Origin of the sequence: Microbulbifer harenosus, from assembly GCF_005771435.1 — a bacterium.
Lineage (GTDB): Bacteria > Pseudomonadota > Gammaproteobacteria > Pseudomonadales > Cellvibrionaceae > Microbulbifer > Microbulbifer harenosus.
The window spans coordinates 127843-153419 of sequence record NZ_VANI01000015.1 but is presented as its reverse complement, the minus strand read 5'-3'; the positions used below and the strand labels follow the sequence as shown (position 1 = coordinate 153419).

The 25577-nt window shown below is 56.0% G+C and carries 22 protein-coding genes; 8 read left to right on the top strand and 14 right to left on the bottom strand.

The annotated features are described in order from the left end of the window. Window positions 1-31: 31 nt before the first annotated feature. Window positions 32-850, bottom strand: coding sequence for a hypothetical protein (locus FDY93_RS14640; RefSeq protein ID WP_220446208.1), 819 nt, complete (start codon window positions 848-850; stop codon window positions 32-34). A 501-nt stretch (window positions 851-1351) separates the two neighbouring features. Between FDY93_RS14640 and FDY93_RS14635 the strand changes: the two genes are divergently transcribed. Together FDY93_RS14635 and FDY93_RS14630 are read left to right on the top strand one after the other, a co-directional pair. Continuing rightward, complete coding sequence (locus FDY93_RS14635; RefSeq protein ID WP_138236498.1) at window positions 1352-2875, top strand: adenylate/guanylate cyclase domain-containing protein; 1524 nt, start codon at window positions 1352-1354, stop codon at window positions 2873-2875. Then, complete coding sequence (locus FDY93_RS14630) at window positions 2868-3968, top strand: tetratricopeptide repeat protein (protein ID WP_138236497.1); 1101 nt, start codon at window positions 2868-2870, stop codon at window positions 3966-3968. The genes FDY93_RS14635 and FDY93_RS14630 overlap by 8 nt, the downstream gene beginning before the upstream one ends. A gap of 6 nt (window positions 3969-3974) precedes the next feature. Here the strand turns inward: FDY93_RS14630 and FDY93_RS14625 are convergent, their stop codons facing one another. The 3 genes from FDY93_RS14625 to earP all read right to left on the bottom strand — a co-directional run bounded on the left by FDY93_RS14625 (window position 3975) and on the right by earP (window position 8188). Beyond that, entirely contained in the window at window positions 3975-6215 is a 2241-nt protein-coding gene (locus tag FDY93_RS14625; protein ID WP_138236496.1) for an arginine/lysine/ornithine decarboxylase, read from the bottom strand. 220 nt (window positions 6216-6435) lie between these two features. Next, a complete protein-coding gene (locus FDY93_RS14620) occupies window positions 6436-7011 on the bottom strand; it encodes an elongation factor P (RefSeq protein WP_138236495.1) in 576 nt (191 codons plus the stop codon). Between the two features lie 34 nt (window positions 7012-7045). After that, a complete protein-coding gene (gene earP, locus FDY93_RS14615) occupies window positions 7046-8188 on the bottom strand; it encodes an elongation factor P maturation arginine rhamnosyltransferase EarP (protein ID WP_138236494.1) in 1143 nt (380 codons plus the stop codon). Window positions 8189-8679: 491 nt separating this feature from the next. On the opposite strand from earP, the gene FDY93_RS14610 reads away from it, so the two are divergent. Then, on the top strand, window positions 8680-10377 hold the full coding sequence (locus tag FDY93_RS14610; RefSeq protein ID WP_138236569.1) for a glycosyl hydrolase family 18 protein: 1698 nt from the start codon (window positions 8680-8682) through the stop codon (window positions 10375-10377). A 531-nt stretch (window positions 10378-10908) separates the two neighbouring features. Here the strand turns inward: FDY93_RS14610 and FDY93_RS14600 are convergent. The 3 genes from FDY93_RS14600 to FDY93_RS14590 are packed head-to-tail and all read right to left on the bottom strand — an operon-like array spanning window position 10909 to window position 13281. After that, window positions 10909-11358 carry a hypothetical protein gene (locus FDY93_RS14600; protein ID WP_138236493.1) on the bottom strand — a complete coding sequence of 150 codons (450 nt, stop codon included), beginning with the start codon at window positions 11356-11358 and terminating at the stop codon, window positions 10909-10911. A gap of 58 nt (window positions 11359-11416) precedes the next feature. Then, window positions 11417-12412, bottom strand: a complete 996-nt coding sequence (locus FDY93_RS14595; protein WP_138236492.1) for an alpha/beta hydrolase family protein — start codon at window positions 12410-12412, stop codon at window positions 11417-11419. Then, window positions 12409-13281, bottom strand: coding sequence for a hypothetical protein (locus tag FDY93_RS14590; RefSeq protein ID WP_138236491.1), 873 nt, complete (start codon window positions 13279-13281; stop codon window positions 12409-12411). Before FDY93_RS14590 ends, FDY93_RS14595 begins: the two co-directional genes overlap by 4 nt. Before the next feature lie 114 nt (window positions 13282-13395). Between FDY93_RS14590 and FDY93_RS14585 the strand changes: the two genes are divergently transcribed. Further along, the gene (locus FDY93_RS14585) at window positions 13396-14328 is read left to right on the top strand and encodes an alpha/beta fold hydrolase (protein WP_138236490.1); all 933 of its coding nucleotides are present in this window, start codon (window positions 13396-13398) and stop codon (window positions 14326-14328) included. 149 nt (window positions 14329-14477) lie between these two features. On the opposite strand, the gene FDY93_RS14580 is transcribed toward FDY93_RS14585, so the two are convergent. Beyond that, the gene (locus tag FDY93_RS14580; RefSeq protein WP_138236489.1) at window positions 14478-15716 is read right to left on the bottom strand and encodes a saccharopine dehydrogenase family protein; all 1239 of its coding nucleotides are present in this window, start codon (window positions 15714-15716) and stop codon (window positions 14478-14480) included. A gap of 156 nt (window positions 15717-15872) precedes the next feature. Between FDY93_RS14580 and FDY93_RS14575 the strand changes: the two genes are divergently transcribed. Together FDY93_RS14575 and FDY93_RS19510 are read left to right on the top strand one after the other, a co-directional pair. Beyond that, the gene (locus tag FDY93_RS14575; RefSeq protein ID WP_220446207.1) at window positions 15873-17363 is read left to right on the top strand and encodes a flavin-containing monooxygenase; all 1491 of its coding nucleotides are present in this window, start codon (window positions 15873-15875) and stop codon (window positions 17361-17363) included. 80 nt (window positions 17364-17443) lie between these two features. Then, on the top strand, window positions 17444-17590 hold the full coding sequence (locus FDY93_RS19510; RefSeq protein WP_171018996.1) for a hypothetical protein: 147 nt from the start codon (window positions 17444-17446) through the stop codon (window positions 17588-17590). 37 nt (window positions 17591-17627) lie between these two features. On the opposite strand, the gene FDY93_RS14570 is transcribed toward FDY93_RS19510, so the two are convergent. Next, window positions 17628-18254 carry a TetR/AcrR family transcriptional regulator gene (locus FDY93_RS14570; protein WP_171018995.1) on the bottom strand — a complete coding sequence of 209 codons (627 nt, stop codon included), beginning with the start codon at window positions 18252-18254 and terminating at the stop codon, window positions 17628-17630. A gap of 201 nt (window positions 18255-18455) precedes the next feature. Then, a complete protein-coding gene (locus FDY93_RS14565) occupies window positions 18456-19088 on the bottom strand; it encodes a hypothetical protein (RefSeq protein WP_138236486.1) in 633 nt (210 codons plus the stop codon). 64 nt (window positions 19089-19152) lie between these two features. Between FDY93_RS14565 and FDY93_RS19870 the strand changes: the two genes are divergently transcribed. Further along, window positions 19153-19278: a hypothetical protein gene (locus tag FDY93_RS19870; protein ID WP_281282515.1), complete on the top strand. Its 126-nt coding sequence runs from the start codon at window positions 19153-19155 to the stop codon at window positions 19276-19278. 98 nt (window positions 19279-19376) lie between these two features. Here the strand turns inward: FDY93_RS19870 and FDY93_RS14560 are convergent, their stop codons facing one another. The 4 genes from FDY93_RS14560 to FDY93_RS14545 all read right to left on the bottom strand — a co-directional run bounded on the left by FDY93_RS14560 (window position 19377) and on the right by FDY93_RS14545 (window position 24180). Then, window positions 19377-21146 (bottom strand): carbohydrate-binding module family 20 domain-containing protein, encoded by a 1770-nt coding sequence (locus FDY93_RS14560; RefSeq protein WP_138236485.1) that lies wholly within the window; start codon window positions 21144-21146, stop codon window positions 19377-19379. A gap of 442 nt (window positions 21147-21588) precedes the next feature. After that, window positions 21589-22110 carry a flavin reductase family protein gene (locus FDY93_RS14555; protein WP_138236484.1) on the bottom strand — a complete coding sequence of 174 codons (522 nt, stop codon included), beginning with the start codon at window positions 22108-22110 and terminating at the stop codon, window positions 21589-21591. A gap of 34 nt (window positions 22111-22144) precedes the next feature. Then, on the bottom strand, window positions 22145-23173 hold the full coding sequence (locus FDY93_RS14550; RefSeq protein ID WP_138236483.1) for a methionine synthase: 1029 nt from the start codon (window positions 23171-23173) through the stop codon (window positions 22145-22147). A gap of 29 nt (window positions 23174-23202) precedes the next feature. Further along, window positions 23203-24180 carry a DUF1852 domain-containing protein gene (locus FDY93_RS14545; RefSeq protein WP_138236482.1) on the bottom strand — a complete coding sequence of 326 codons (978 nt, stop codon included), beginning with the start codon at window positions 24178-24180 and terminating at the stop codon, window positions 23203-23205. Between the two features lie 397 nt (window positions 24181-24577). On the opposite strand from FDY93_RS14545, the gene FDY93_RS14540 reads away from it, so the two are divergent. Then, complete coding sequence (locus tag FDY93_RS14540; protein ID WP_220446206.1) at window positions 24578-25549, top strand: alpha/beta fold hydrolase; 972 nt, start codon at window positions 24578-24580, stop codon at window positions 25547-25549. The last annotated feature ends 28 nt before the right edge of the window (window positions 25550-25577 follow it).

The following is a 25577-nucleotide window of genomic DNA, read 5'->3' as shown; positions in this document are numbered from 1 at the left end:
GAGCCGGCAACATACCGATGCCGGCGGGACCTTAAAAGACGTCTTTACGTTTCTTTTCTGCTTCCTGCAGCAGGCTCTTAGCCTTGTCCAGTTTCACCTGCATGGCTTCTACCACCTTGCGCACGTCATCAACGCTGGTTTTGCCATCCAGTGCCTGAGGCAGGGTCACGTTGAAGTCTTTTTCCAGATCCTCGACCAATGCCGCGTCCTGCTCGATCAGCGCGCCCTCGACACCTTCAAAGCGGTGCAGATAGGTGTCGTGCACGATGGAAGTCGCCGCTTCCGGCAACTTTTCCGCATACTTGGCCACCACGCGATCCAGGCGATGCTTGATGTCGTCGAGGGTCTCCGGCATGGTGGTGGGCTCGGCTTCGGTGGTTTGCACCTTGGCCAGCAGACCTTTCTCCTGGAACTGGGCGGCAAGCTTCACCGCACCCAGTCCCTGCCACAGTGCCTGGTTCAGTTTGGCCTGCTCTTCACGCACCTTGGCTACAGGGGCACCGGCTTCAATCGCCTGCTTCACCCCGAAAATGCCCTGCCAGATATTGGCATAGACCGGGACATAATTGGTTTCGATCGCGGAATGGAAGTCTACCTCTTCCCAGTACTCCACCATGACCTTGGTATCGGTACCCTTCTGCCCTTTCTTCTCGTAGGTATCGACCACCTCGTCGAACTTGCTCACCAGCCAGTTCACTTCCTCGCTATAGGAGCTGATATGAGCCTTAAGGTCATTCACATGGTCGCCAATGGCGCCGTTGGCGGAAACCTGACTGGCTGTCAGCAGGGCAAAAAGGCCAAAAGCGAAACCCAGGCCGCGATGCTTCCGTACAAAAGATTCAACTTGCATATGCTTCCACTCTAATTGCGTCAATCTCCGCAAATGATACTCATTATCAAAGATTGAGGAAAGGGCAGCTTGCAAGGATCTAACTGCGGACTCTCATCATTAGCTGACTACCGACACTTGCAATTGCGACGCGATACTAACAGCCCAGGCGCAGCATTTCACCCTGGTCCCATCGCCCCCGCAGCATCCAAGTTGCCCGCTGGCGGGTCTCGCGTCTGCAATCCGGACTCACCCACTGGCTTTCCGCGGAAATACGTTTCACAGTTTTTTTCATCATCTGCACGTTATAAGAGAAGCTGGTGCGTGTTACTGACCCGGAAATCAACGCAGGCGCCGCTAGGGTGCCGAATTACAGGCCTTCCACCTTGTCGTGATGATGCGGCGCGCGGCACATATGAGAACTGTTCGGGTGACGGTCAATAACTGACCCAATAACTGGTATAGTCCCTTCCCGCTCGACCCTGTTCACGTTGCCGTCCACTGCCCACTGGAGTACGCCCGTTGACCACCAAGACCAAAACCGCCCTGCAGCGCATCGCTGACGGTCTTCAGGTGCGTCTCGCCCGCTGGTTGCCCCGCCATATCCCAATCGCGTTCAAACTGGCACTGATCATGACCCTGCTGCTGGTACTGGGAATGGCGAGCCTGGGGCTGTTTATCAGCGAAAACCAAAACCGTCTGATCCGGACACAACTGCACGATTTCGGCAGCACCATGGCACTGCAGTTAGCAAAGCTGGCCAGCGAGCCGATCCTGTCGGAGAACGGCCTTAACCTGCGCATGTTGACCACTAATCTCGGCCAGGACGAGAAAATCCTCGGCGCGGGAATTTACGCTCACGATGGTGAATTGCTGTCGGCAACCGGACTGCAGCCGACTCTGGCTGCGCCCTCTTCCGATGCCAATAGCGTTATTTCCCGTCCATGGTTCAGATCCGCGCCGGACGGCGCCGCCGAGAGGCTGATCAGTTTCGAGGCCCCAGCCACATATCAGGGGGTCCGTGTCGGTTCGGTAGTAGTGACCTTGTCGGCGTCTCAGATGGATCAGGCCGCCCTCCGCGCCCGGAAAGCAATCATCTACGCCACCCTGGCCATGACAGTACTGGCCTCCCTGCTGGCCTACTGGCTGAGTCGGCGCCTGTCGCTGCCCATCCACCACCTGATGGAGGCCACCCAGGCCATTGGCCGCGGTGACCTGGCGATCCGCATCGACCAGCGGCGCAACGACGAGATCGGTTTTCTGTTCGAAGGATTCAACAATATGGCCGCCGGACTGCTGAAAAAGTCCCAGGTCGAGCAGGTCTTTTCCCGCTATGTGTCGAAAAGTGTGGCCGACAAGGTGCTGGCCAATCTGGACGAGGTCCGGCTGGTGGATCGACCGATCGAGGCGACAGTACTGTTCGCCGACATCACCGGTTTTACCGCCATGTCGGAAAAGCTGGAGCCGCAGCAGGTCTCGGAGCTGCTGAACGAGTACTTTTCCTATATTTCGCACGCCTGCACCCTGTATGGCGGCGTCGTCGATAAATTTATCGGCGACTGCGCGATGCTGGTGTTCGGCGTACTCGAGGATGATACCGACCACGCGTTCAATGCGGTCAGCTGTGCGGTATTGATCCAGCAACTGGCAGCGCAGCTGAATGAACAGCGCCGGGCCGACGGCCGGCCCGAAGTCCATTTCCGCATCGGTATCAACTGCGGCGCGATGCTCGCCGGCAACCTCGGCTCAGACGAACGCATGGAGTACACGGTGGTGGGCGACGCAGTCAATCTCGCGTCCCGTCTGTGCTGCGAGGCGGAGCCGGACCAGATCATCATCCGCAAGCAGCTGTTTACGCTGTTGCAGCCGCGCATCGTCGCGCAGGCCGGGCAAACGCTGCCGATCCGCGGCAAATCCGCACCAGTGCAGATCTACTCGGTGCAGGATATCCACGGCGACGCGCGGCCGCAGCTCGCAACCAATCTGCGCATGGTTCTGAACAGCAAAACCGTGCAGCAAAATCTGCGAGCGGCCGATCATGCGTGATCGCCGGTTAACATTTCTGCGCGCTCTTCCGTGGCTGCTTTTGTTGCCGCTGCTGCCGGCCTGCAGCCTGGTGCAGGCTCCCCAGTCACTGGAAGGTTTTCCACCCGGAACGCTGCAGGAAATCCGCCAGCAGGTAACCGAGCTGGGGGAACTGCAGAAACTGGACGACGCAACCCCGGCCCAGCGACAACATATCCAGAGGGTGCGACGCAATCTGCAACAGTTCGAGCGCGACACCATTCGCACCGCAAACCGGTTGGAAAAGAAGGACGACTGGCGCGCGGCCAAACAGGTTTTGCAGAGCGCCGCACGCGTGCTGCCCCACAGCGCGGCAATAGAGAGTGCTCAGCAGCAGTTGGCGGCGCGGCGGCAATTACACGAAGCGCGCGTGCGTATGGAGCTTGAGATTCACCGCGGCGAGCAGCTGCTGAAAGATGCCGAGGCCTACCGGCGCCTGCAGCAGCTCAAAGAGCCCGGTGCCCTGACATGGCTGGAACTGAAGAATTACGATCGCCAACGGCGCGCGTCGGCCGGAGCACTGCAGGAGTCTGCACAAAAGGCACTGTTGAGAGAAAAACCGGAAGATATTGCACTGGCGCGAAAAGCCCTGACGATCGCTCGCGGATTGTACGGCGACGACCTGCAACAGGATGACGTACTGCGCCAAAGCCTCGAACAGGATCTGGCTGCCGCCAATCGTCACTTGCGCCGGGCCAGCCCGCGCCCCGCCAAAGCCCCACAGCAAAAACCGGACGAGAACCATGTCGCGGAACTGCAACGTGCGCTGGAGAGCGGCGACCTGCCCAGTGCCCGCCAACAACTGAACTGGCTGCAGCAACACTCGCCGCAGCACCCGCAACTGCTGCCGCTGCAATCGCGCTTCCGGATGCAGCTGAATACCCGCGTCGACACCGCCCTCACCCGCGGCAATCACCTGTACAGCCAGGGCGAGATCGAGCGGGCCCTGCAGGTGTGGCGCGAGGCCAATGCGCTGGACCCGGACAACGTCGAATTGCTGGGCAATATTGCCCGCGCGGAGAAAGTACTGGAAAACCTGCGGGCCCTGTCGGCGCCCGCAGGCACTTCACCCTGACGGCCTTCAGTCCTTGACGCAATCCACGCAGTAGCGCGCTTTTCCGTCTTTCACTTCCTTCACCAGACCGTGGCAGTCGGTTTCAAAGCCGGGGAACTGCTCGTTGAAGGTGCGCGCAAAGCGCAGGTAATTGACGATGGTGCGGTTGAAGCGCTCGCCCGGGATCAGCAGAGGGATACCGGGCGGATACGGGGTCACCAGCATCGCCGTGATGCGGCCTTCCAGCTCCTCGATATCCACCCGCTCCACTTCGCGGTGCGCCATCTTCGCCCAGGCATCCCCGGGGCGCATCGCCGGCACCATGTTGCTCAGATACATTTCCGTGGTGAGGCGGGCCACGTCGTGCTGCGCGTACACATTGTGAATCGCGTTGCACAGATCGCGCAGGCCCCAGCCCTCGTAGTGTTTGTTCTTCGCCAGGAATTCCGGCATGCAGCGCCACAGCGGGCTGTTGCTGTCGTAGCAGTCCTTGAATTGCTGCAGTTCGGTCACCAGGGTATTCCAGCGGCCCTTAGTGATGCCGATGGTGAACATGATAAAGAAGGAGTAAAGGCCGCACTTCTCGACGATGATGCCGTGCTCGGACAGGTACTTGGTGAGGATGGCCGCGGGGATGCCCCAGTCGTCGAAATTGCCGTCCAGATCCAGGCCCGGGGTAACAATAGTCGCCTTGATCGGGTCGAGCATGTTGAAGCCCTCGGCCAGATCGCCGAAGCCGTGCCAGTTGTCACCGGCGCGCAGCATCCAGTCCTCGCGTTCGCCCATGCCCTCTTCGGCAATCTGGTCCGGACCCCACACCTTGAACCACCAGTCGCTGCCCCACTCCTCGTCCACTTTGCGCATGGCGCGGCGGAATTCCATCGCCTCGGTGATGGACTCCTCTACCAGCGCGGTGCCGCCGGGCGGCTCCATCATTGCCGCCGCCACATCGCAGGACGCGATGATCGCGTACTGGGGCGAGGTGGAGGTGTGCATCAGGTAGGCCTCGTTGAACAGGTCGCGGTCCAGTTTGCGGCTGTCGGAATCCTGCACCAGGATCTGCGACGCCTGGGAGATGCCCGCCAGCAGTTTGTGGGTGCTCTGGGTGGAGAACACCAGCGACTCCTTGCAGCGCACACGGCCTTCGCCGATGGCGTGGTAGTCGCCATAGAAATCGTGGAAGGCGGCGTGTGGCAGCCAGGCCTCGTCGAAATGCAGGGTATCGATCTTGCCGTCCAGTGCCTCCTTGATCTCCTCGACGTTGTACAGGACTCCGTCGTAGGTGCTCTGGGTAATGGTCAGCACCCGTGGCTTGGCGCCGTTGTCGGTAATGAACGGGTTCTGCGCAATCTTCTTCTGGATGCTCTCCCAGTCGAACTCGCTGCGCGGAATCGGGCCGATGATGCCGAAGTTGTTGCGCGTCGGCATCAGGAAGATCGGGATGGCGCCGGTCATGATGATGGAGTGCAGGATCGACTTGTGACAGTTGCGGTCCACCACCACGATGTCACCCGGTGCCACAGTGGAGTTCCACACAATCTTGTTGGATGTGGAGGTACCGTTGGTGACGAAGAACAGGTGATCTGCGTGGCTGATGCGCGCGGCGTTGCGCTCACTGGCAGCAATGGGGCCGGTGTGATCCAGCAACTGGCCCAGCTCATCCACCGCGTTGCACACGTCGGCGCGCAGCATATTCTCGCCAAAGAACTGGTGGAACATGTGCCCCACCGGGCTCTTCAGGAATGCGACGCCGCCGGAGTGGCCGGGGCAGTGCCAGGAGTAGGAGCCGTCGGAGGCGTAGTGCACCAGCGCGCGGAAGAACGGCGGCGCCAGGTTTTCCAGATAGGCGCGGGCCTCGCGCACCACGTAGCGCGCGATGAACTCGGGCGTGTCCTCAAACATATGAATGAAGCCGTGCATCTCCCGCAGGATGTCGTTCGGCAGGTGGTGCGAGGTGCGCGTCTCGCCATAGAGGAAGATCGGGATATCCGAGTTGCGGAAGCGCAGCTCCGCCACAAACGCGCGCAGCCGTGCCAGAGTCTCGTCCTGGTTGGCTTCACTAAACTCGTCGTCGTCGATGGAGAGGATGTAGCAGGAGGCGCGGCTCTGCTGCTGCACGAAGGAGGTCAGATCCCCGTAACTGGTCACCCCCAGTACTTCCATCCCCTCGGCCTCGATCGCGGTCACCAGCGACCGGATACCGAACCCGGAGGAGTTTTCCGAACGGAAATCCTCGTCGATCACGATGATGGGGAACTGGAAGCGCATGCTCTCTCTCCGGATGGGTTGTAAGGAACTTGTTGGTGGTTTGTGGCCGCGTATTTTCCGCGGCAATGTATTCCCGCGAACAGATGCTGTCCAGCGGCATTCGGCGAACCCGCCCACATTGTAGCGGGGGTTGATCCCTCGCACCTTGGCGGGTTCCGCGGGGGCGGGCCACAAAAAAGCCCGGCGCTTGGCCGGGCTCCAGACTGCAGGGCAACGGACGTTAGGCCGTGGGCGCCTGGGTGCGGTTTTTGTAGGAACCGTCACGGGTATCGATTTCGATCCAGTCGTCGATTTCGCAAAAATCCGCCACCTTGACTTCGGTGCCGTTGCGCAGCTTGGCGGGTTTCATCACCTTGCCGGAAGTGTCGCCACGGGCGGAGTTTTCGGTGTAGGTGATCTGGCGAACGATGGTGGTCGGCAGATCGACGGAGATTACTTTGCCATCGAAGAATACAGCTTCGCAGATGTCGGTCATGCCCTCTTCGATAAACGGCAGGACGCTTTCCAGGTCTTCGGCGCGCAGCTCATATGAGTTGAACTCCGGGTCCATGAAGACGTAGTCCTCGCCATTGATGTAAGACAGGGTCACTTCCTTGCGATCGAGGATGACCGGTTCCATCTTGTCGTCGGCCTTGTACACGGTCTCGGTTTTGGAACCGTTGACCAGGTTCTTCAGTTTCATCTTGACGATGGCACTGTTGCGGCCGGACTTGGTGAACTCAGCTTTCTGAACCAGCCAGGGGTGGCCGTCGATCAAGGCCACGCTGTTGGCCTTCATTTCTTGTGCGGTTTTCATTTGGAGTATCCGGATAGGGATGGGGATACCTTTTTCAGGCGGCGCATAATAGCCAATTTCGGTGAAAACGCACTAGTGCCAACGCAAGATCCGGACGCTTGGCCTGCTCCCGGCACCAGCCCTCGGCACGGGAAGAAAGTGCCGCCATTTGTGGCTGTGCCGCAACCCAGGCGGCGTGCATGTTTCCCCGGCCGTTCCAGGCATGCCACAGCGACTTCTGCGCCGCACCGGCTTGTGGCGACAGCCCGCTACAGTACAGGTCGAGGAAAGCATCCAGTTTGGTCCAGTGAGCCCCCTCCTCCTGCGGGTAGATGTGCCAGAGCAGCGGCCGACCAGCCCACTGTGCCCGCACAAACGAGTCCTCGCCGCGCACCGCGTTGACGTCGCAACTCCACAGCAGCCGGTCGTAGTCCTGGTGACGGAGAAATGGCAGTAATTGCACCTGCAGGTTGCCTCGCCGCCAGCAATGTCCCGGCGACGGTTGCGCCCCAAACCAGCGCTGCAACTCGCCTTCGATACGCCCCCGCGGCACCAGCAACAGTGTCGGCTGCCGATCCGCCGCCAGCGCCGTCAGCCAACCTGCCAGCGACGCATTCTCGTAGGCAAATAGAGATATCAGCCGGGTGTTGCCCGCCGGTCTGACCCCGAGGTGCGCAAGGAACTCACCGCGCGCCTCAGGCGCCGTCTGAAACGCGCGCCGCTGCGCCAGCAGATTGCGCTCGCGCAACAAACCGCCGGTGCCATCGACAAACCCCGGGAAAAAAAAGAACTTCGGCAAACCGCCGGCCTGCGGCGAAGGGAGTCCATGACAGCCAGTGACCCACGCCTCAGCGCTGAGGTACTCCAGGTTTAGCCACAAGGGCTTGTGTTGTCGCGCGGCCATGGCTTCCACATAGCGCATCGGCAGGTGACAGGCGAAAGCCTCGATAACCACGTCCGCCACCTCCACCGGCGGGAACACCACCGGCCAATGCCGCACTTCCACGCCCTCAATGCACTGCCCGGACAACGGCGCTTCAGCAGCAGGGCACAGGCGTAGGAAGGCGGCCGGTTCATCCACCCACAGGCGTACGACCAGTCCGTACTCGGCGGCCAGTTGCCTGGCCAGGCGCCAGGTCACGCCGATGTCACCATAGTTGTCCACTACGCGACAAAAAATGTCCCAACGGTTGCTCATGGATAACTACCCGATGCCAAAGGCCAGCACCATAGGCTGCCGCCGCAGGGCAGTCCAGATTTTACCGTTCGCAACTTATTGTCGAGCCGAGTCACCCGGCCGAGTTCAGCATAAAAATTTACGGAAACATTGAGTGTCGCGAATTTCCACCAACATTTGAGAAAATCTAAGCATATATGCCCAGTTTGCCGCTGGTATCAGATAACAATTGGGCGTATCTTCAACTGCACACGAATGACAACGCTATCATTTTAAATGACAGCGCTGTTTCTCGCTGGCTCGGCATAGGGGGAGATCACCGCAGTACCCCGCCGGGCGGCCAGTGCAACGACTTGCACATTCGTGTGAACAATCTCGCTGTAGCAGTAGGGACAAAGGCAGCAGTGAGGTCGCGGCGGAGATTCGTGGGGTTTGCGCATTGATCCGCCATTGGCCTTTTCGGTTTCACTCCAGAAAATTCAAACCAATAAACGGTGATCACAATGAAAATAATGACTTGTTTACGGCTGGCGGCGGCAACGCTGCTCAGCCTGTTGGCCGCACAGGTGTATGCGTACGACTGTGGCGGCCTGCAGGTATACGTGGATGGCAGCACCTACAGCACGGGCGACACAGTACAGAACAACTCTGTGGCCTACAGCTGCAAGGTTGGTGGCTGGTGTACCGTCGGGGGGCCCTACGCGCCCGGTGAAGGCTGGGCATGGACTGAGGCTTGGTCCGATCTGGGTGCCTGTACCGGCAGCTCGTCGTCCAGTTCGTCTTCATCTTCTTCCTCATCATCCAGCAGCTCCTCTTCCGGCGGAAGCTCCAGCGGATCGTCCACCAGCTGCGCTGGTCTACCGGTGTGGGATGCGGCAACAGTTTATGTCGGTGGCAACGCCGTGCAGCACTCGAGCGCAAAATACACCGCCAAGTGGTGGACCCAGGGAGACAATCCGAGCGAGAGCGGCGAATACGGCGTCTGGCGCAACGACGGAAACTGCTCGGGCGGCTCCTCCAGCTCTTCGAGTTCCAGCTCATCCGGTTCGTCCGGCGGCTCCTCGTCCAGCAGCTCATCCAGTGGCGCCTCCTCCAGTGGCGGGAGCCGACTGGGTGGCTACTTTGTTCAGTGGGGCGTTTACCAGCGCAACTACCATGTGAAAAACATTGTCACCAGTGGGTCTGCAGAGAAACTGACCCACATCTATTACGCCTTCGGCAATGTGCAGAACGGCCAGTGCACCATCGGCGATTCCTATGCCGATTACGACCGTTTCTACAGTGCGGCAGAGAGTGTGGATGGCCAGGCGGATACCTGGGATGCCGGCGCACTGCGCGGCAGTTTCAACCAGTTGCGCAAACTGAAGCAGATGTACCCGCACATCAAAGTGCTGTGGTCCTTTGGTGGCTGGACCTGGTCCGGCGGCTTCGGCCAGGCGTCGCAGAACCCGCAGGCATTCGCGGATTCCTGTTACAACCTGCTGCACGACCCGCGCTGGGACGGCGTGTTTGACGGTATCGACCTCGACTGGGAATACCCCAACGCCTGCGGTCTCAGCTGCGACAGCAGTGGCTATTCATCACTGACCAACGTCATGGCGGCCATGCGCGCGCGCTTCGGCGATGAACTGGTGACTGCGGCCATTACCGCCGACGGGACGGCCGGCGGCAAGATCGATGCGGCGGATTACGCCGGCGCCTCGCAGTACGTCGATTTCTATAACGTCATGACCTACGACTTCTTCGGCGCATTCGACGCGGATGGCCCTACCGCGCCGCATTCGGCCCTGTACGACTACCCGGGAATTCCGAATGCCGGTTTCTATTCCGACAGAGCCATTCAGGCACTGAAGAATAAGGGTGTACCGGCCAGTAAACTCAACCTGGGCATTGGCTTCTATGGCCGCGGCTGGACCGGCGTCAGTCAGTCTGCCCCGGGTGGCTCCGCAACCGGTGCCGCCGCCGGCACCTACGAGCCCGGCATCGAGGACTACAAGGTTTTGAAGAATACCTGCCCGTCAACCGGACTCGTCGCCGGCACCGCCTATGCCTTCTGCGGCAACAACTGGTGGAGCTACGACACCCCCTCTACCATCGCCGGCAAGATGCAGTACATCGCAGATCAGGACCTCGGCGGGTCTTTCTTCTGGGAACTGAGTGGTGATACCGGCAATGGCGAACTGATTGAAGCCATGCACAGCAATCAGTAAGTTGAACTGAAGTACTGCTCTGCGCGGCCTTGTGGTCCGCAGAGCAGATTGTTGCGGCAAATATCGTGAGAAAGCCATCACCCACAAATTGCCAAAAACTTGAACCAACAACTATACAGGGCTGTCGTTCATGCCGTCCTACCCCACAACCGCCTCAACGCCTCCACCACTCCGGCGGTTTGTCGACTGTCTTTTTCCGATCCATGAAGCCTATTGCCCTCAGCCCTGAGATTTTCGACGCCGAGTGCTTTCGTCAATGTATCCAACGACGGTCCTCTATCACTGCAGGGTAATCTCATCGCCTGTGCCCAGGGAATAGCAGCTTTCTGGCTACAAAACACACCTTGAATTTCGGGAGCCACTAAGTGGTATCTACCCACATGATCCAGCAAGATTGGCCAGTCATAACTGGCGTTGTGGATAACAACCAGCTGTCCTTTCAGATACTCGGCGATCTATACAGTTTTCAGACTGCCGGATTAAGAACAGGTGCCACTCGGCACGGATATGGCTCCAAAACAGTCCAGCGGCTCAACGGAAGCCACAGGTCCGCCCTATCGAGGCATACTCGTCTTCCTCACCCAAGCCTGCGCGGGGCGGCAAGCGTGACTTCCAGCCCTGCTCCAGCAAACCGCGAACCCATTGCGTATCGTTGAGATACCGCACCACACTGGACTCATAGAAAACAACGCTGGCGGGCTCTATATCACTGCGAGCATCGGCTCGTCTGGGCAGGGCACGCAACCGGGCAGAACGATTAATCTGTTCATAATCAAAGGTCCGCGTGGCAACGCGAACCATGTAAGGCGCGGCGCCGTAGGAAAGTTTGCCGGAACCATCCGCAAACAGTGTCAGGCTACATCCTCCAGAAGTCTGCGATAGGACCAGTCGCCAGGTCATCTTCTCCTCACCAGCCGGTAGCGCCGACGACAACACGAGGAAAATAAAAAGAAAAGGAGTTGCCAATTGTGGAATTTTCACCGGTTTCTCCTAGAAATGACGGACTCACGCTGAGTCGAACAGTGCAACTGTAACCAATTCAGCCTGAACAAACCCTATCGGACAACCACTCATCGAGAACCGGCTCCAGCTGCGGTGACACGGCGCTATCGCCAAACAGGTGGAGCTTGGCAAGAAATAGCAAACCGGGACTCTGTGTGTTGAATTGGCGACTCTTGAGCAGCGAGTGCGTCGCTGCGGGCAAAACTACCGTGCGGAAGTTGGGATGGGTTGCCGAAAGTGCCGCCAGCCTGTCCCGGGTGTCGACAACATCTACATTCAGGTCGTCCTCACCCAGTAACATCAACAGGGGCTTGTGCAATTGCCGGTAGTCATCCATCGCGTCGGCCTGAACGTTTTTCAGCGCAAAGCCGTAGCGATCCAGGGACATCGGTTTCTCACCCGCGTCCAGTGAGGCCAGATAAGCCTCGTAGGTCGGCATGGTCGCCAAAAAAGCCATATCGTCAATATATTGTGTTCTGGCTTCATCGATTTCGGATTCACTGGCGCCCTCCCCTTGCAGGCGAGACAGTGTCAGATACCAGCCCTGCTCTATCCAATTGATAGCAAAGCCCACACCGATAACAAAATCCACACTGGGGTTTTGGTTCGCCACCGCGGGCACAACCCAGCCGGCTTGGCTGAACCCCAACAGGCCAATTGACAGCTGATTCGGCGCGAAACGCTGCTCGATATACTCGATGGCCGCCGACACCTCCCGCTGGCGATCCTCCATGCTCTGATGCAGCCAGTTGCCGGTGGAACCGCCTATTCCCGGTTTATCCCAGGAGAGCACGGCGTAACCCCGGGCCCGCAACAATTCCCAGATCAGCGGATAGTAGCCAAAGGCCTCCCTATCGAGCGGGCCGTCACCGTGCACGGTCACAATCACGCCGCAGGGTTGGGTGTTTGTGTCAGGAGGGAGAAAAATTCCTGCGAGCCGGTTCCCGCCGCTGTGAAACGCAATGTCTTCCGCACCCAGACCGCAACCACAAAGCAGCAAGAATAGTACTATGGCAGCAACGCGCGCCTTCATCCTTCACTCCCCGAAACCGCACCGCTGTCGACCGCAAGCGATCGCAAGCGCAATTCGAAACTACCGCTGACGGTGGACTGGCGCAGCATCGAATAATGCGGCCACCCGTTTTCTCCCGTGTCCAGGCAGAATTCCAGACTATCCAGTTCATCGGAATCCATGCGGTAGCAGCTGCCCGCACGACCAAGATTCTCAACGGCGACCACATTCGCACGCCAGACCCGGTGCCCGGAAATATCGAGGATATTGACTTGTTCCGGCAACGATTCGCTGGCCAGTTGCCAGAACTCAGGCAAAAAATGCAGAGTCGAATCATAGCCGCTGTCTGGGAGGCGAATATTGCCCTCGGCGTTTTCACTATCGCCCAGCAAAATACTGGAGTAAGACACCACCTGCCCCACCAGCGGAACGGCATCCGCAACAGCTGCGAAGGCAAATCCAACAAACTGTGCATCTTCCTTTTCGGACAGGCTTTCCACCGGCGAACGGATGGCCCAGAGTTCACCACCGACCGATTCGATACGCGACCAATAGGCAGCCTTTCCCCGTTGCTGTTTTGTATCCGCCAACTGTAGTCGGCCCAAAGGGTCGTAGCGTTCGCTGCGTGAGATGCTCACTTCGACAGCTTTATCAATAGCAGGCTCAGTGTATACAACCGTTTCCTGTACCTCAGTACTGCTGCCTAACTTATCGACCTGCCGGGACACAGTGCCGACGATATCGCCATCAAGATAGAAGTCGTACTCATAGCGCCATCCTTCAGCCAACGTTTTCGCGGGCAACATCGCCAGCGGTGCAATCAAAAGTAAGACGACCAGGAAAGGCGCCGTACCGCCAATCGAGCAGTTACTGTTCTTAATATTCCACATTCCTCGCGTTCCTTGTTGATGTTTCACCGGTGTGCGACTCAGTGCGGTCAATCTACAATTGAACAGGCCTTTAAATCAAGTATATACTTGATTTAATTATCGCCGGGATATGTCATGAACAATCAGACGGAATCTACCCAACCAAACAAGCTTTACCGCAGCGCAGTTATTGACCTTCAATCAATACGCACGCGCTATGACCAGTTTGGTCATGATGCCGACCCAGCGGTGCTTCTGGTGCACGGTCTCGGCGCTCAGCGTATCGCCTGGCACGATGACTTCTGTGCGTCCCTCTCGGACCAGGGTTACCGTGTCATTCGCTTTGACAACCGTGACATTGGCCAGGCGAGCCGTTTCGACGCCCTAGGCCCGCCCAATCTGCTGTGGATACTGCTTGCCAGTAAAATCGGCTTACCGTGCCGCGCGCCCTACACGCTGCGCGACATGGCGAGGGATTGCATCGACCTGCTGGACACTCTCGGTATTGATCGCTGTTTTCTGATGGGGGCCTCCATGGGGGGCATGATCGCCCAGCACTTGGCAGACCTGGCGCCGGAGCGAATATTTAAGCTGGTTTGCATTATGTCCAGCTCCGGTCGCAAAGGCCTGCCCGGGCCGGAGAAAGCGGTACGCAAGCTGTTGCTTTCCGCACCCACATCGCCGGGAAAACAAGCGAGGATCACTCACGATCTTGCTTTCTGGAAGCTGATTGCGAGTAAGCGCTACCCGCCTGATCCCGATGAGCTTCGCGACTTTGTTGTTACCAGTGTCGAGCGCGATCACCCAAACCTTCACGGTGTCGAACGCCAGTTTTGCGCCATCCTCGCGGACGGCTCACGGACTGAGATACTCGCCGGCCTGCAACTGCCCTGCCTGGTGATACACGGTGACGAGGACCGGCTAATTCCGCCGGCCTGTGGCTGGGACGTGGCCAACACAATTCCCAATGCCCGATATTTACTGGTTGAGGGCATGGGGCACGACCTCCCCTCAGCACTGCACCAGAACCTTGTGGCCCACATTCACGCCTTCTTCGAACAAGAGTGAGCGAGTCAAAAAATAACAGCGTGGAGCAACTGTTCCAGCAATTCCAACAGCATGGCGAACGCGGTAACAAGACACAGAGGCGTGAGCTAATAGCGCAACCCCCTGCTTATCCAGGGCTGCAGGCGCCGTTGCACTGGAGTACTCCACACCTACAGGGGACGATAGGCCTGCCGTGTGTGGCTCAACAGGCACTCGACGTAATTGTTTTTATCAAATCCCTGCTCCATATGGATGTGATCGGCCAGGCGCAGAAAGAAATCGTCAGGATCGACGCAGGCTTCAGGAGCCATAACACCACGCCGTTGAATCTGGCCGTCCAACAGCATCCCGACAATGATCGCCGTGGGTACGCAGGTCGAATGCGCCATGTCGTCCGCCTTGGGCTTGCCCCGCAGATGCACCCCTACCAGACTCGTCTTCCCATACCGCCCCGCCCCCCTGGCTACCGCGCCGAGTGACGGCAAGAAACTGCGAAGTACGTCCTTCGCGCCGTGCGCGAAATACTGGGCAATATCCCCCAACCCCTGCCCGTTATCGGATAGCATGCGTGTCAACTCGACACTGGCATCGTAGATCGACTGCTGATCGCCCTCCACCACCCTTGCCGCCGCCTTTTCCAGAGCGTAAATGACGTAGCCCGGCATATTCATCAGGTTATAGGATTGTTTGATACCGGGGTAAGTCCGCGGGAGAGTGATGGGTTCCGGGTGGCCCAGGATATGGCAGCGATCAGCGCCTCTGCCCGGAAATTCCAGCTTAACCGCTTGCAAAGGCTCAACCTCGCAGATACCACCACTCCTGTATACCTTGACCTGTCCTGATACCTGCTGGACCCAGTGTAGCGTGGCCGCCGCCGGCCCGGAGGCACTGCTTCCGAGCTCGGTCCCTTCATCGTCGCTCAGGGGGCCACCACTTCCCCAGAAGGTATAAATCTCTGTTGCCTGTGGCAGTAGCTGCATCGCTTTCGCCGCCAGCAGATTGGAAGTCCCCGGACTCGCCCCTGCGCCGATAATCGCGGTGATCCCCGCTGCCTTCGCCTGATCGTCCAGCGACAACATCTCCAGCGTTGGCTCCGGGTCGTCACAGATATCGATATAGTGAACACCGGCCTCAATCGCCGCGGACAGCACACGGGGACCGAACAGATAGTAGGGCCCAACTGTTGACACCACGATATCGCAAGCTCGCAATGCCGCAGCCAGTGACTGATCGCTGCGCACATCAACCTCAATAGCCCTGGCCTTCGGCCCCAGGGATTTCGCGAATAGCTTCGCTTTGACGAAGTCGATATCCGCTATCACCACCTCAGATACCTTCGACTCGCCGACGATTTCACGCACCGCCACCTTGCCCATATCACCGCAACCGCCCAAAGCCAGAATTTTCATAGATTACCCTTCCTCACGCTGGAGTGAACTGCATGTTAGGGATGGAAAATATTATTATCAAGCTTTTACTTGATGATAATTCAAAGCGGAGATTATCCTAGCGCACGGCATTCAGACCAGCGTTCTCGTGGCGCTCACCAAAGAGGAATGATCAAGATGACGCAGTCACCCCTGTATTTCGACGTACTTATTGTCGGCGCCGGAATCTCTGGCATCGGCGCCGCCTGTCACCTGCGGCGCCGATGTCCAAGCCTGTCTTTCGCCATCTTGGAAATGCGCTCCGATCTAGGCGGCACATGGGACCTTTTTCGCTACCCCGGAATCCGCTCGGACTCCGACATGTACACACTCGGGTATTCGTTCAGACCCTGGCCCGAACCCAAGGCAATCGCCGAGGGCAAGGATATCAAGCGCTATATTCGCGATACCGCCAGGGAGGTGGGAGTGGAACAGCACATTCGATATCGGCACAAAGTGCTGGCTGCGAACTGGCACAGTGAGAAGTGCCTGTGGCAAGTGAATGTCGATACAGGCGAGAACATGTCCACGATATATGAAGCGCGTTTTCTCTTCTCATGTTCGGGCTATTACGACTATGAGAGTGGCTATAAACCGGACTTCACTAACGAGGCGAAATTTTCCGGCCCGGTCGTTCACACGCAGGACTGGGATCCCGCACTAGACTGGCGCGACAAACGCATCGTGGTAATTGGTTCGGGAGCCACCGCCATTACTCTGGTGCCAGCATTGGCCAAGGAAGCAAAGGAAGTGGTCATGTTGCAGCGATCACCGGGTTACGTGGCAAGCACCACCTCAAAGGATCCGTGGGTAGACCCGCTATCAAAGTTTCTGCCTGAATCGCTGGTGTATCGCATACTGCGGTGGAAGCATATCTCATTGTCGATCGTCCTCTACCAACTGGCCAAAGCCTTTCCCGAGCAGTCCGCGACAATACTGATCAATGGCGTGCGCGAAGCCCTCGCAGGGCACTGCGATGTCGACCAGCATTTCAGGCCCCACTATAACCCCTGGGACCAGCGGGTCTGCGTGGTGCCGGAGAGCGACTTTTTCCTGGCAATCAAGGAGAAAAAGGCCTCCGTTGTGACCGGCCACATCGAGCGCTTCACACCCGATGGCATTCTGCTGACATCCGGTGAAAACCTTGAAGCCGATATCATCGTCGTCGCCACCGGGCTCAAACTGAAGGCGCTGGGTGGCGTGACTCTGCAGGTGGACAGCCGGGACATCCCGGCATCGGACTGTACGAGTTACAAGGGCATGATGCTCTCCGGCATTCCCAACTTTTTCCTATTCATGGGCTACAGCAACGCCAGTTGGACCCTGAAAACCGATCTCACCGCGCGCTACGCCTGCCGATTGATCAAGCACCTGGACAAAAAGGGTTACCACTACGCAAAACCCAACCAGCCAGATTCAACCGTCGCCGAGCAGGATATTATGCCGCTGTCCGCAGGATATATTTTGCGGGGCAAGCACCTGCTGCCGAGGCAGGGCAACAAGCACCCGTGGAAGATCTATCAAAACTACTTCCTGGACTGGCTCAGCCTCGAACTATCCCCGGTGATCGGCAACGAATTGAGCGTGGGGCAACGACCATCAAACAGCGACTGGAAAAATCTTGAGTAACTGAGGAAGCGACCGTGAGGAAAAGTCGATACAGATGGATTATTTTGCCATTCGCCGGATTACTGGCATCCTGCAGCTCCATGTTCGATGAACTGCTGTTCAAACTGGGTCAGCGCCCGCAGAAGCCCAGTGAAAGGTTATACAATATCGTCCAAGTGAAGTTCATCAACCCTTGGGACGGTACCGAACTCAGCGGAGAGTTGACCTACCCAGCGGAAGGAAAATGACGAGCGCGTTATCGACCAGATAGATAGTTGGGTGAGGTCAATGCCGAATTAGGGCGACCATCATTTCCGCACAATGCTCGGCAATGGCCGGGTATTCGGATTCGTCCATATCCGCCGCGATGCTGATCGCACCCCAAATACTGACCAGCATAAAGGCGGATGGTATCGGCAAACGGGATTCTTCCGTCTCGGGCCGATGTGCAAGGATATCCTCGGCATAGGCAGTGATTGAACGTTCGACGATGTCATTGTCCAGTGCCAGGAGATTTTTCCGCGTTTTTATCGCGCGTTCCAATTCCACCGCGGCCCGGGGTGGAAAGCCGTCGATACGCAACAAATCCAGCACATAGTGCTTATAGGCCGCCCTGAGTTTATGCGCTTTATGACGGTCTTCACGGTGCTTTTCCGCCACGGTGCTCAATTGCTCGAACCACCGTGTATACAGGGCGTGAAGTATCGAATCCTTATTGGGAAAATAGTGGTAAAGGGTCGAGATATTAATACCGCAGTCGAGTGCGATACGATTGGTATTCAGCGCCTCAACCCCTTCCCTTGTGATGACGTCCAGGGAAATTTCCAGAATCCTGTTGAAGGTATTCAGCGCTCGCCCCTTCTCCGGCTGGTAATAATCGATTGTCTCTGCTTGTCGCGAGGTTTTGCCCACCGTAAATCTCCCTAGGATGCGCTGCAATGCATACCGTGGTTTTCACCGGCGCGATTGTAGCACAAGTCCCCAAAGCCACTTATCAAGCTTTTACTCTCTCTCGTGCCTGAGCGGCGCTACGGTACCGGACAGTGCTCAACAGATCTTATGGCCCGCGGAGCAGATCGCCGCCCATGGGAAATCAGGCACACAAATAATGCCTCAGGGCGAAGTCACAGGCTGGGCAGACAGCGCTGCGCGCTGGAAAGCCGCTGCGCCAAGTGCGATCAATTCATCGCGAACACGCGCTGCGGGCAGGTTCGTGTCATCGCCGTATTTGACAATGAGCAACATTGGCTCATCGTAAATAAACAGGTTGATCTGCGAATCGCTATCTACAGTCAGGTGAGCCTCTTCTCCAATTCCCGGGATGGCCTCGGCGTTTTTCAGGGCCTCGGCAAACACACCCTCAAAAAGTGGGCGGGGATATTCATAGTACACGGGTAGCGAGATAGACATGACACCGCCGGGCGATTCCCGCCAGATACAACTTGTGGCGTCAGACAGCTGCCACCCTGCTTGACCGACGTCAACGCGATCTGTGATGCGCGCGGGCTCACCGCCAAAAACCGTCGAAACCTCGGCCAGACTCACAAGATCACAGGCGTTGTCACCAAGGTGCGGCTCTGGAACCTCTTCATCCACGAACTCTTCGTCATCGGAAAAATCCTGTTCGACCGTTTCTTCATCGACAATATCTTCTGAATTTCGGTCGCCGTGACCACATCCACTTACCACGCAGCCCAACATCAAACCGAATACCAGCCACAAGGTCGCCTTCTGCAAGCCTTTCATGGAAATCCCTTCTTATGCGTTTGTGCGAAAGCGAAAAAATACCAAAAATGGCGGGTTATCCCTAATGAATTTTCAGTATTGTATGCCGCTCTCCCGTGTTCCCACCGAGGATACCCATTTCCAGAGCGGGGAAAATCGCGACCGTGAGCCCTACGTCGGCACTGATTCCGGGCCGCTGCAGGTGTTTTGAGAGAGTAAAGTGAGAGGGGAACTGCAAACTCCAATTACTCTCTAGTTTAGTTCTACTAGAGTGAAATTCGCAGCCCCAAATTCCAAAGTCAGCGGATATCAAAAACCTGACCGTGGAGAAGTGTTATCTCCCGATCTGAAGAAGTTATTGGAACCATTTTGCCATTCGATACCGCCATTGGGATTTTGCTCCTCCCGTTTCAGGCATTTCCACTCAATAGGCTGATTGGATGGTAAATTGATCAGCCCATTCCAGGTAGGATAGCCATCTGGATTGAGCTTTTGTGCCCTGGCGGGGTCCCAACTGCCAAGCTCGTCTACGTTTCCGACCACGTATACGCTCTGCCCCCAGTAGGAGTAACCGTTGTAGCAGGTAAAGTGAGTATCGATGCGACTCCCGCCGGAACTACCACCGGAACCACTACTGGAACTACTACCGGAAGAACTGCTACTGGAACCACCACCCGATGAGCTACTGCTTGAGGTGTTGCAATCGTCGATGCAGGGTTCGCCAACGCGCGCTCCCACATGAATGGCGGAAGCATTGCGGTAATAGACACTGAAGTTGGCATTACCGTTACTATCCACAGTAACGGTTGACCCACTACATTCACCGGTGATCCTGTTGAAATCACCCTGAATAATGTCGCAGTACTGCCCCTCAGGCATTCCCGTCTGGAAACTACGGCGGAGGTCGTAACCCTCCATGTTGAGCACGACAAAGCCCAGTCCGCCACGCCCCCACGCCATCTGATTGCTGCCGTTATCCCAATAGTCAGTGACGCCCCAGTGCGCGGCAGTATGGTTGCGGAATCCCACCATGTTTGCAATTTCACGGTTGCGGTGTTCGCATAACCAGCCATTGCTGCAACTGCTTGCGCCGGATGAGGGCGGCCCCTGATCATGATCGTGCCAATCATAGCTTGACATTACTTTGGGATAGCCATAAGGCCAACCCAGCATAAATACGTGTGCCAGATTATTTGCGTAGTTACCATCTTTGTGGGTAATAATGTCTGCGGTTTTTTGGCGCTGGTTGTCGTGATTGGCAACAAAGACGACAGCGTCCTCGCTCGGCAGCCAACCTGACCATGTACCGATGTTACTAATTTCCCGCAACGGTCCACGAAGTTTAAAATAGTGCCCCATTGTATTGGTAAAATTAAATTCAGTGACATCACCGATCCAGCTGTAATCACCGGGTTGAACGGGTTCTCCACCAGCGCCGATTACCTCTTGGAAAATATACGGGTTTCCTGTCAGCCGGCTTTTTATTCCATTAATATCTTCCGCAGGAATATGTTTTGCTGCGTCAATCCGGAAGCCGGCGACACCGAGACTGGTGAGGTCATTCAAGTAGTCGGCGATCTTTTGCTGTACGTAGGCGGATCCGGTTTTCAGGTCATTCAACCCAACCAAGTCGCAGTGTTGAATAGACCAGGCATTACCGTAATCAATATCTGAAGTACAGCTGTTGAAATGCTCATAACTATAAGGAACTTCAGGGAAATTTCTATCCCACGCTGCCATATGGTTAATAATTGCATCCACATAGATATCGACGCCTACGGCCTTGCAGCGACTTACCATGTCAGAAAACTGCGAACGGTTTCCAGATCTGCCTTCAATCTGGTAACTCACTGGTTGGTAACGAGTCCACCACTGGGTTCCACTGATAGACTTCTGAGGAGGCGAAACCTGGACCGCGCTAAATCCTTTTGGCCCGAGCACATTTTCGCATTCTGATGCAATATCTTCCCACTGCCATTCGAACAAATGAACGAACGCTGTCCTTGGTGTATTGGCACTGACTGCGGCACAAGAAGACGCAAGTAACAGTGATCCCACCATCGCTTTTATGGGTTTCATTCTAATCACCTTGTTATTCGGATTTTTAAGTGAAAGGCCCAGTTATTATCAGTTAACTTTTGGGCCCGAGCCTGAACAACAAACTTCTCAGGAAATATCCCGTTGGGGACAGTTGGGCAAGCTACATAGAGGGAAGCAGAAGGGAATCCCCCCTGCTCCGAGGGGGGGAGAGGTGAAAGAGTGAGGCGTAGTTTACTTAGATGCCAAACCTCAAATCCCTAAATGAAAAATCCGTGATGGTACGAACGGCAGAGGAAAATCTACGCCACCTGGGCGCTAAGTCATTGGACCTACCTTCGTGGCTACAGCCAACGCGGGTTAGCCTTGCTCAACGATCTGGCAAGGAAAGGGACTCTGGACGGTAGCGGCGATAACAACCGACACTATTCTCACGGGTGGCAGTCTCGGCTGCCATCGTGGAGAGCATGATTCCCGCCGACCCTCAAACCACGCCAGGTGCGGTGAGACTGCAATATTGCCCTTTAAAATACAGCAGTGGCTGCGCCGCAGCAGTTTTTTGCAGGTCTAAGGCTTTCACTTCACCGATCACGATCATATGATCACCGGCCGCGTGTTCGGCATGAATTTCGCAGTCAAGCCAGTGCAGGCTGCCGTCAATAATCGGATTACCCAGCAGCGACTTCCGCCATTCAACTCCCCGCCACTTGTCCGCGCCCTGCCGTGCGAACTGGTTGGAAATCCCCACCTGCTCTCCTGACAGGATATTGACCGCGAACCGCCCTGCCCGGCGAATTTTCGGATAGCTGTACGAACTGGACATAACGCTGAATGATACCAGAGGCGGGCTCATCGACACGCTATAGAACGACTGGCAAGTGAAGCCAATCGGCTCGTCGCCAATATGTGATGTAATCACCGTGATACCGGATGCATAGTTCCCGAGCGCTTCACGAAAGCGCACTGGCTCGATGGACGTCTCGATAGCAGTATTAGGAAGTGACATGGTAGGTCCTGAATATTAGATGCAGTTTCAAATTCTAGAGCGAGAGTTCTTCCCGGACGATTTCTGCACCTGCACTTAGAGCATTCAGCTTGCCTCTTGCGACCTGACGAGATAAAGGCGCCATACCGCAGTTGGTACAAGGATAGAGCTTATCAGCATCTACAAACTGAAGTGCTTTTCGTAGCGTATTGGCTACCTCCTCAGGAGTTTCAATGGTATTGGTTGCCACATCAATGGCCCCAACCATTACCTTTTTACCTCGAATGAGTTCAAGCAGATCCATCGGAACACGAGAGTTGTGACATTCCAGTGAGATCAGATCGATATTGGATTTCTGCAGCTTTGGAAACGCCTCTTCATATTGCCGCCACTCTGAACCCAGAGTTTTTTTCCAATCTGTATTGGCTTTGATGCCATAGCCATAGCAAATATGTACGGCGGTTTCACACTTCAACCCTTCAATGGCTTTCTCCAAGGTGGCGACACCCCAGTCATTTACCTCATCAAAGAACACATTAAACGCAGGCTCATCAAACTGGATAATATCAACACCTGCGGCCTCCAGTTCTCTGGCCTCCTGGTTGAGAATCTTGGCAAACTCCCAGGCGAGCTTTTCACGGCTCTTATAGTGACCGTCATAGAGCGTATCGATCATTGTCATGGGGCCTGGCAGGGCCCACTTGATAGGTTGCGTGGTTTGCTGACGCAAAAACCTGGCATCGTCAACAAAAACCGGCTTTTGGCGAGACACTGCGCCAACGACCGTGGGCACACTCGCATCGTAACGGTCACGAATTCTGACTGTCTCACGCTTCTCGAAATCAACGCCGTTGAGGTGCTCAATAAACGTAGTAACAAAATGTTGGCGTGTTTGCTCGCCGTCACTGACGATATCGATGCCGGCTTGCTGTTGCTCTTGCAATGCCAAACGCAAAGCATCCTGCTTGCCCTCAACCAACTGATCATCCTGCAACTTCCAGGGCGACCAGAGCTTCTCGGGCTCTGCAAGCCAGGACGGTTTAGGCAAGCTGCCAGCGCTTGAAGTCGGAAACAATTTCTTCATAACAAATAATCTTATCTATATTGCCTATATCAAGCGGCGTAATTCGCAGCCCATTGTTCGAGAATGTCTTTATATGGCTTGATGAACTGCTCTTCCGTAAACTTCCCTTGCTTGATTGCCAACTGGCTTCGTTCTTCTCGATCGTAATCAACCTGCGTCAGCGAATAATCCTGATTCTTCAAACTCGGCTGATAGAGCTTCCCCGCTGCAGAATTTGCATTGTAAATTTCAGGTCGGTAGATCTTTTGAAAGGTTTCCATCGTGCTAATGGTACTGATAAGTTCAATATTCGTGTAATCGCCAAGCAAATCACCTTGGAAATAAAATGCCAAAGGTGCAGCGCTATTGGGAGGCATGAAATAGCGAACCTGCAGGCCCATTTTAGCGAAATATTCATCAGTCACAGAATATTCATCTTGCTGGTACTCAACACCCAACACCGGATGCTGATTTTCGGTCCGATGATACGTCTTGCTACTTGAGACACTCAGACAAATAACAGGTGGCTTGCTGAAATTATCCTGATAAGCCTTTGAGTTCAGAAAAGACTTAAATATTTTTCCGTGAAGATCGCCGTAGCCCTGCGGGAGGCTGAACTGGGACTGATTCTTGTTGTGCTCCAGCAGTAATACGCTGAAATCATAATCCCGCACATATGAGGAAAAATTGTTCCCCACAATGCCTTCAATGCGCTTATTACTCTTGTGGTCAACAATATTCGTTTTCAGTATTTCAATCGTGGGGAAGGTCTCACCATTACCTTCAACATCAATATCAACAGATATGATTTCGAGTTCAACGGAATAGCGATCTGCCTTGGGGTTGTCCCAATGCGCCAGGGTATTGAAACGATTATCGATCATCCTCAAGGCGTTGCGCAGGTTGTCTTGACGGCGCTCCCCTCTAGCCAGATTGGCGAAGTTGGTGGTGATGCGCGAGTTGTCCGATGGATGGTAGTTTTCGTCGAAACAAATGCTCTTGATGGTGAATGTAAACTCTTTACTCATTGCGATCCGGTATCCTGGTTCCTGCGATAAAACCTGAATTCATTTCTTGTCTTTCAGAGTTTTACAACGTTTCTGGCTTTCTCCTGGCGGCCTTTCTATCGGTCACCGCTAAGGGATGCGCGCATTCTATGCCGGGTCGTAGTTGAATAAAATTGAATATATCTCACCCAATCATTAGTTATATTCATGATCTAGTCTGCACCTTTACAGAACACTGCAATGCGGATGAGTTGCCCCTGTTTCGCTGCTTAACGGCAAACCGCAATAGGTTGGCTGGAGTAAGAAGATGAAGGGTTGCTTTGGTTAACGGTTGCCAAAGAGCCGCTGATTGCGCCACGCCACAGTGCACCGGCGGCCGTCAGGCAAGTTTCAGGAGAGGAACTCGCGGGAAGTAACGGTGCAACACCTGCGCCGCTGCCTCAAATCCCCCTTCGCGGACGACGGCGGTAAAGCACTGCAGGTACTGACCGGCTTGGCGCTGTTGTCGTCTTTTCTTCCCATGTTTGCCCACGCAGACACACAATCCGATCCTGTCGCCAGCAAGTCGGTGGCGTCGGGTGACTCGGGCCTATCATTCATTACCACCGGGGATAACACGCGCATCGCCTACCGTCTGGATGGCCCCGATGACAAGCCTGTGCTCGTGCTATCGAACTCCATCGGCACAACGATGCGGATGTGGGACCGCCAGATTCCGGAGCTGACCAAGCATTTTCGGGTACTGCGATACGACACGCGCGGACACGGCGCGTCGGATGTTCCGGCGGGGGCCTATTCGATAGGCCGACTCGGGAGGGACGTAATAGAACTACTGAATAAACTTGAGGTGGAACGCGCTCACTTCCTCGGCCTTTCGCTCGGAGGCTTTATTGGGCAGTGGCTGGGTATCCATGCACCCGAACGCATTGATCGTTTGATTCTCAGTAATACAGCCCCCTATTTAGGGCCGGCGGAACAGTGGGACGAGGCCATCAGTTCGATATTGCAGGCCGAGGACATGCAAGAGACCGCAAATATGTTTCTGCACAACTGGTTTCCGGCACAAATGCTTGAGAATGGCACGCCTGTGGTTGAGGAATTCCGTTCGACATTGCTGGCAATGAACCCGGAGGGGCTTGCGGGCAACTTTGCGGTTGTCCGCGATACGGACATGCGGCGGACTATCACCCTAATCGATCGGCCAACACTGATTATTGCGGGTGAGCACGATACCGTTACCGCGGCCAGCTACAGTGAAGCGATGGCAACCGCGATTCCGAACGCGCAGATATTGGTGCTTCCCGCCGTGCACCTCTCCAACATCGAGAGGCCGGCGGAATTTATGAAAGCGGTGCTGGAGTTCCTTCAAGTTCCCGGTGCCGGCGCATAACAGTACTGTTGTTGGGATTGAGCCTGAG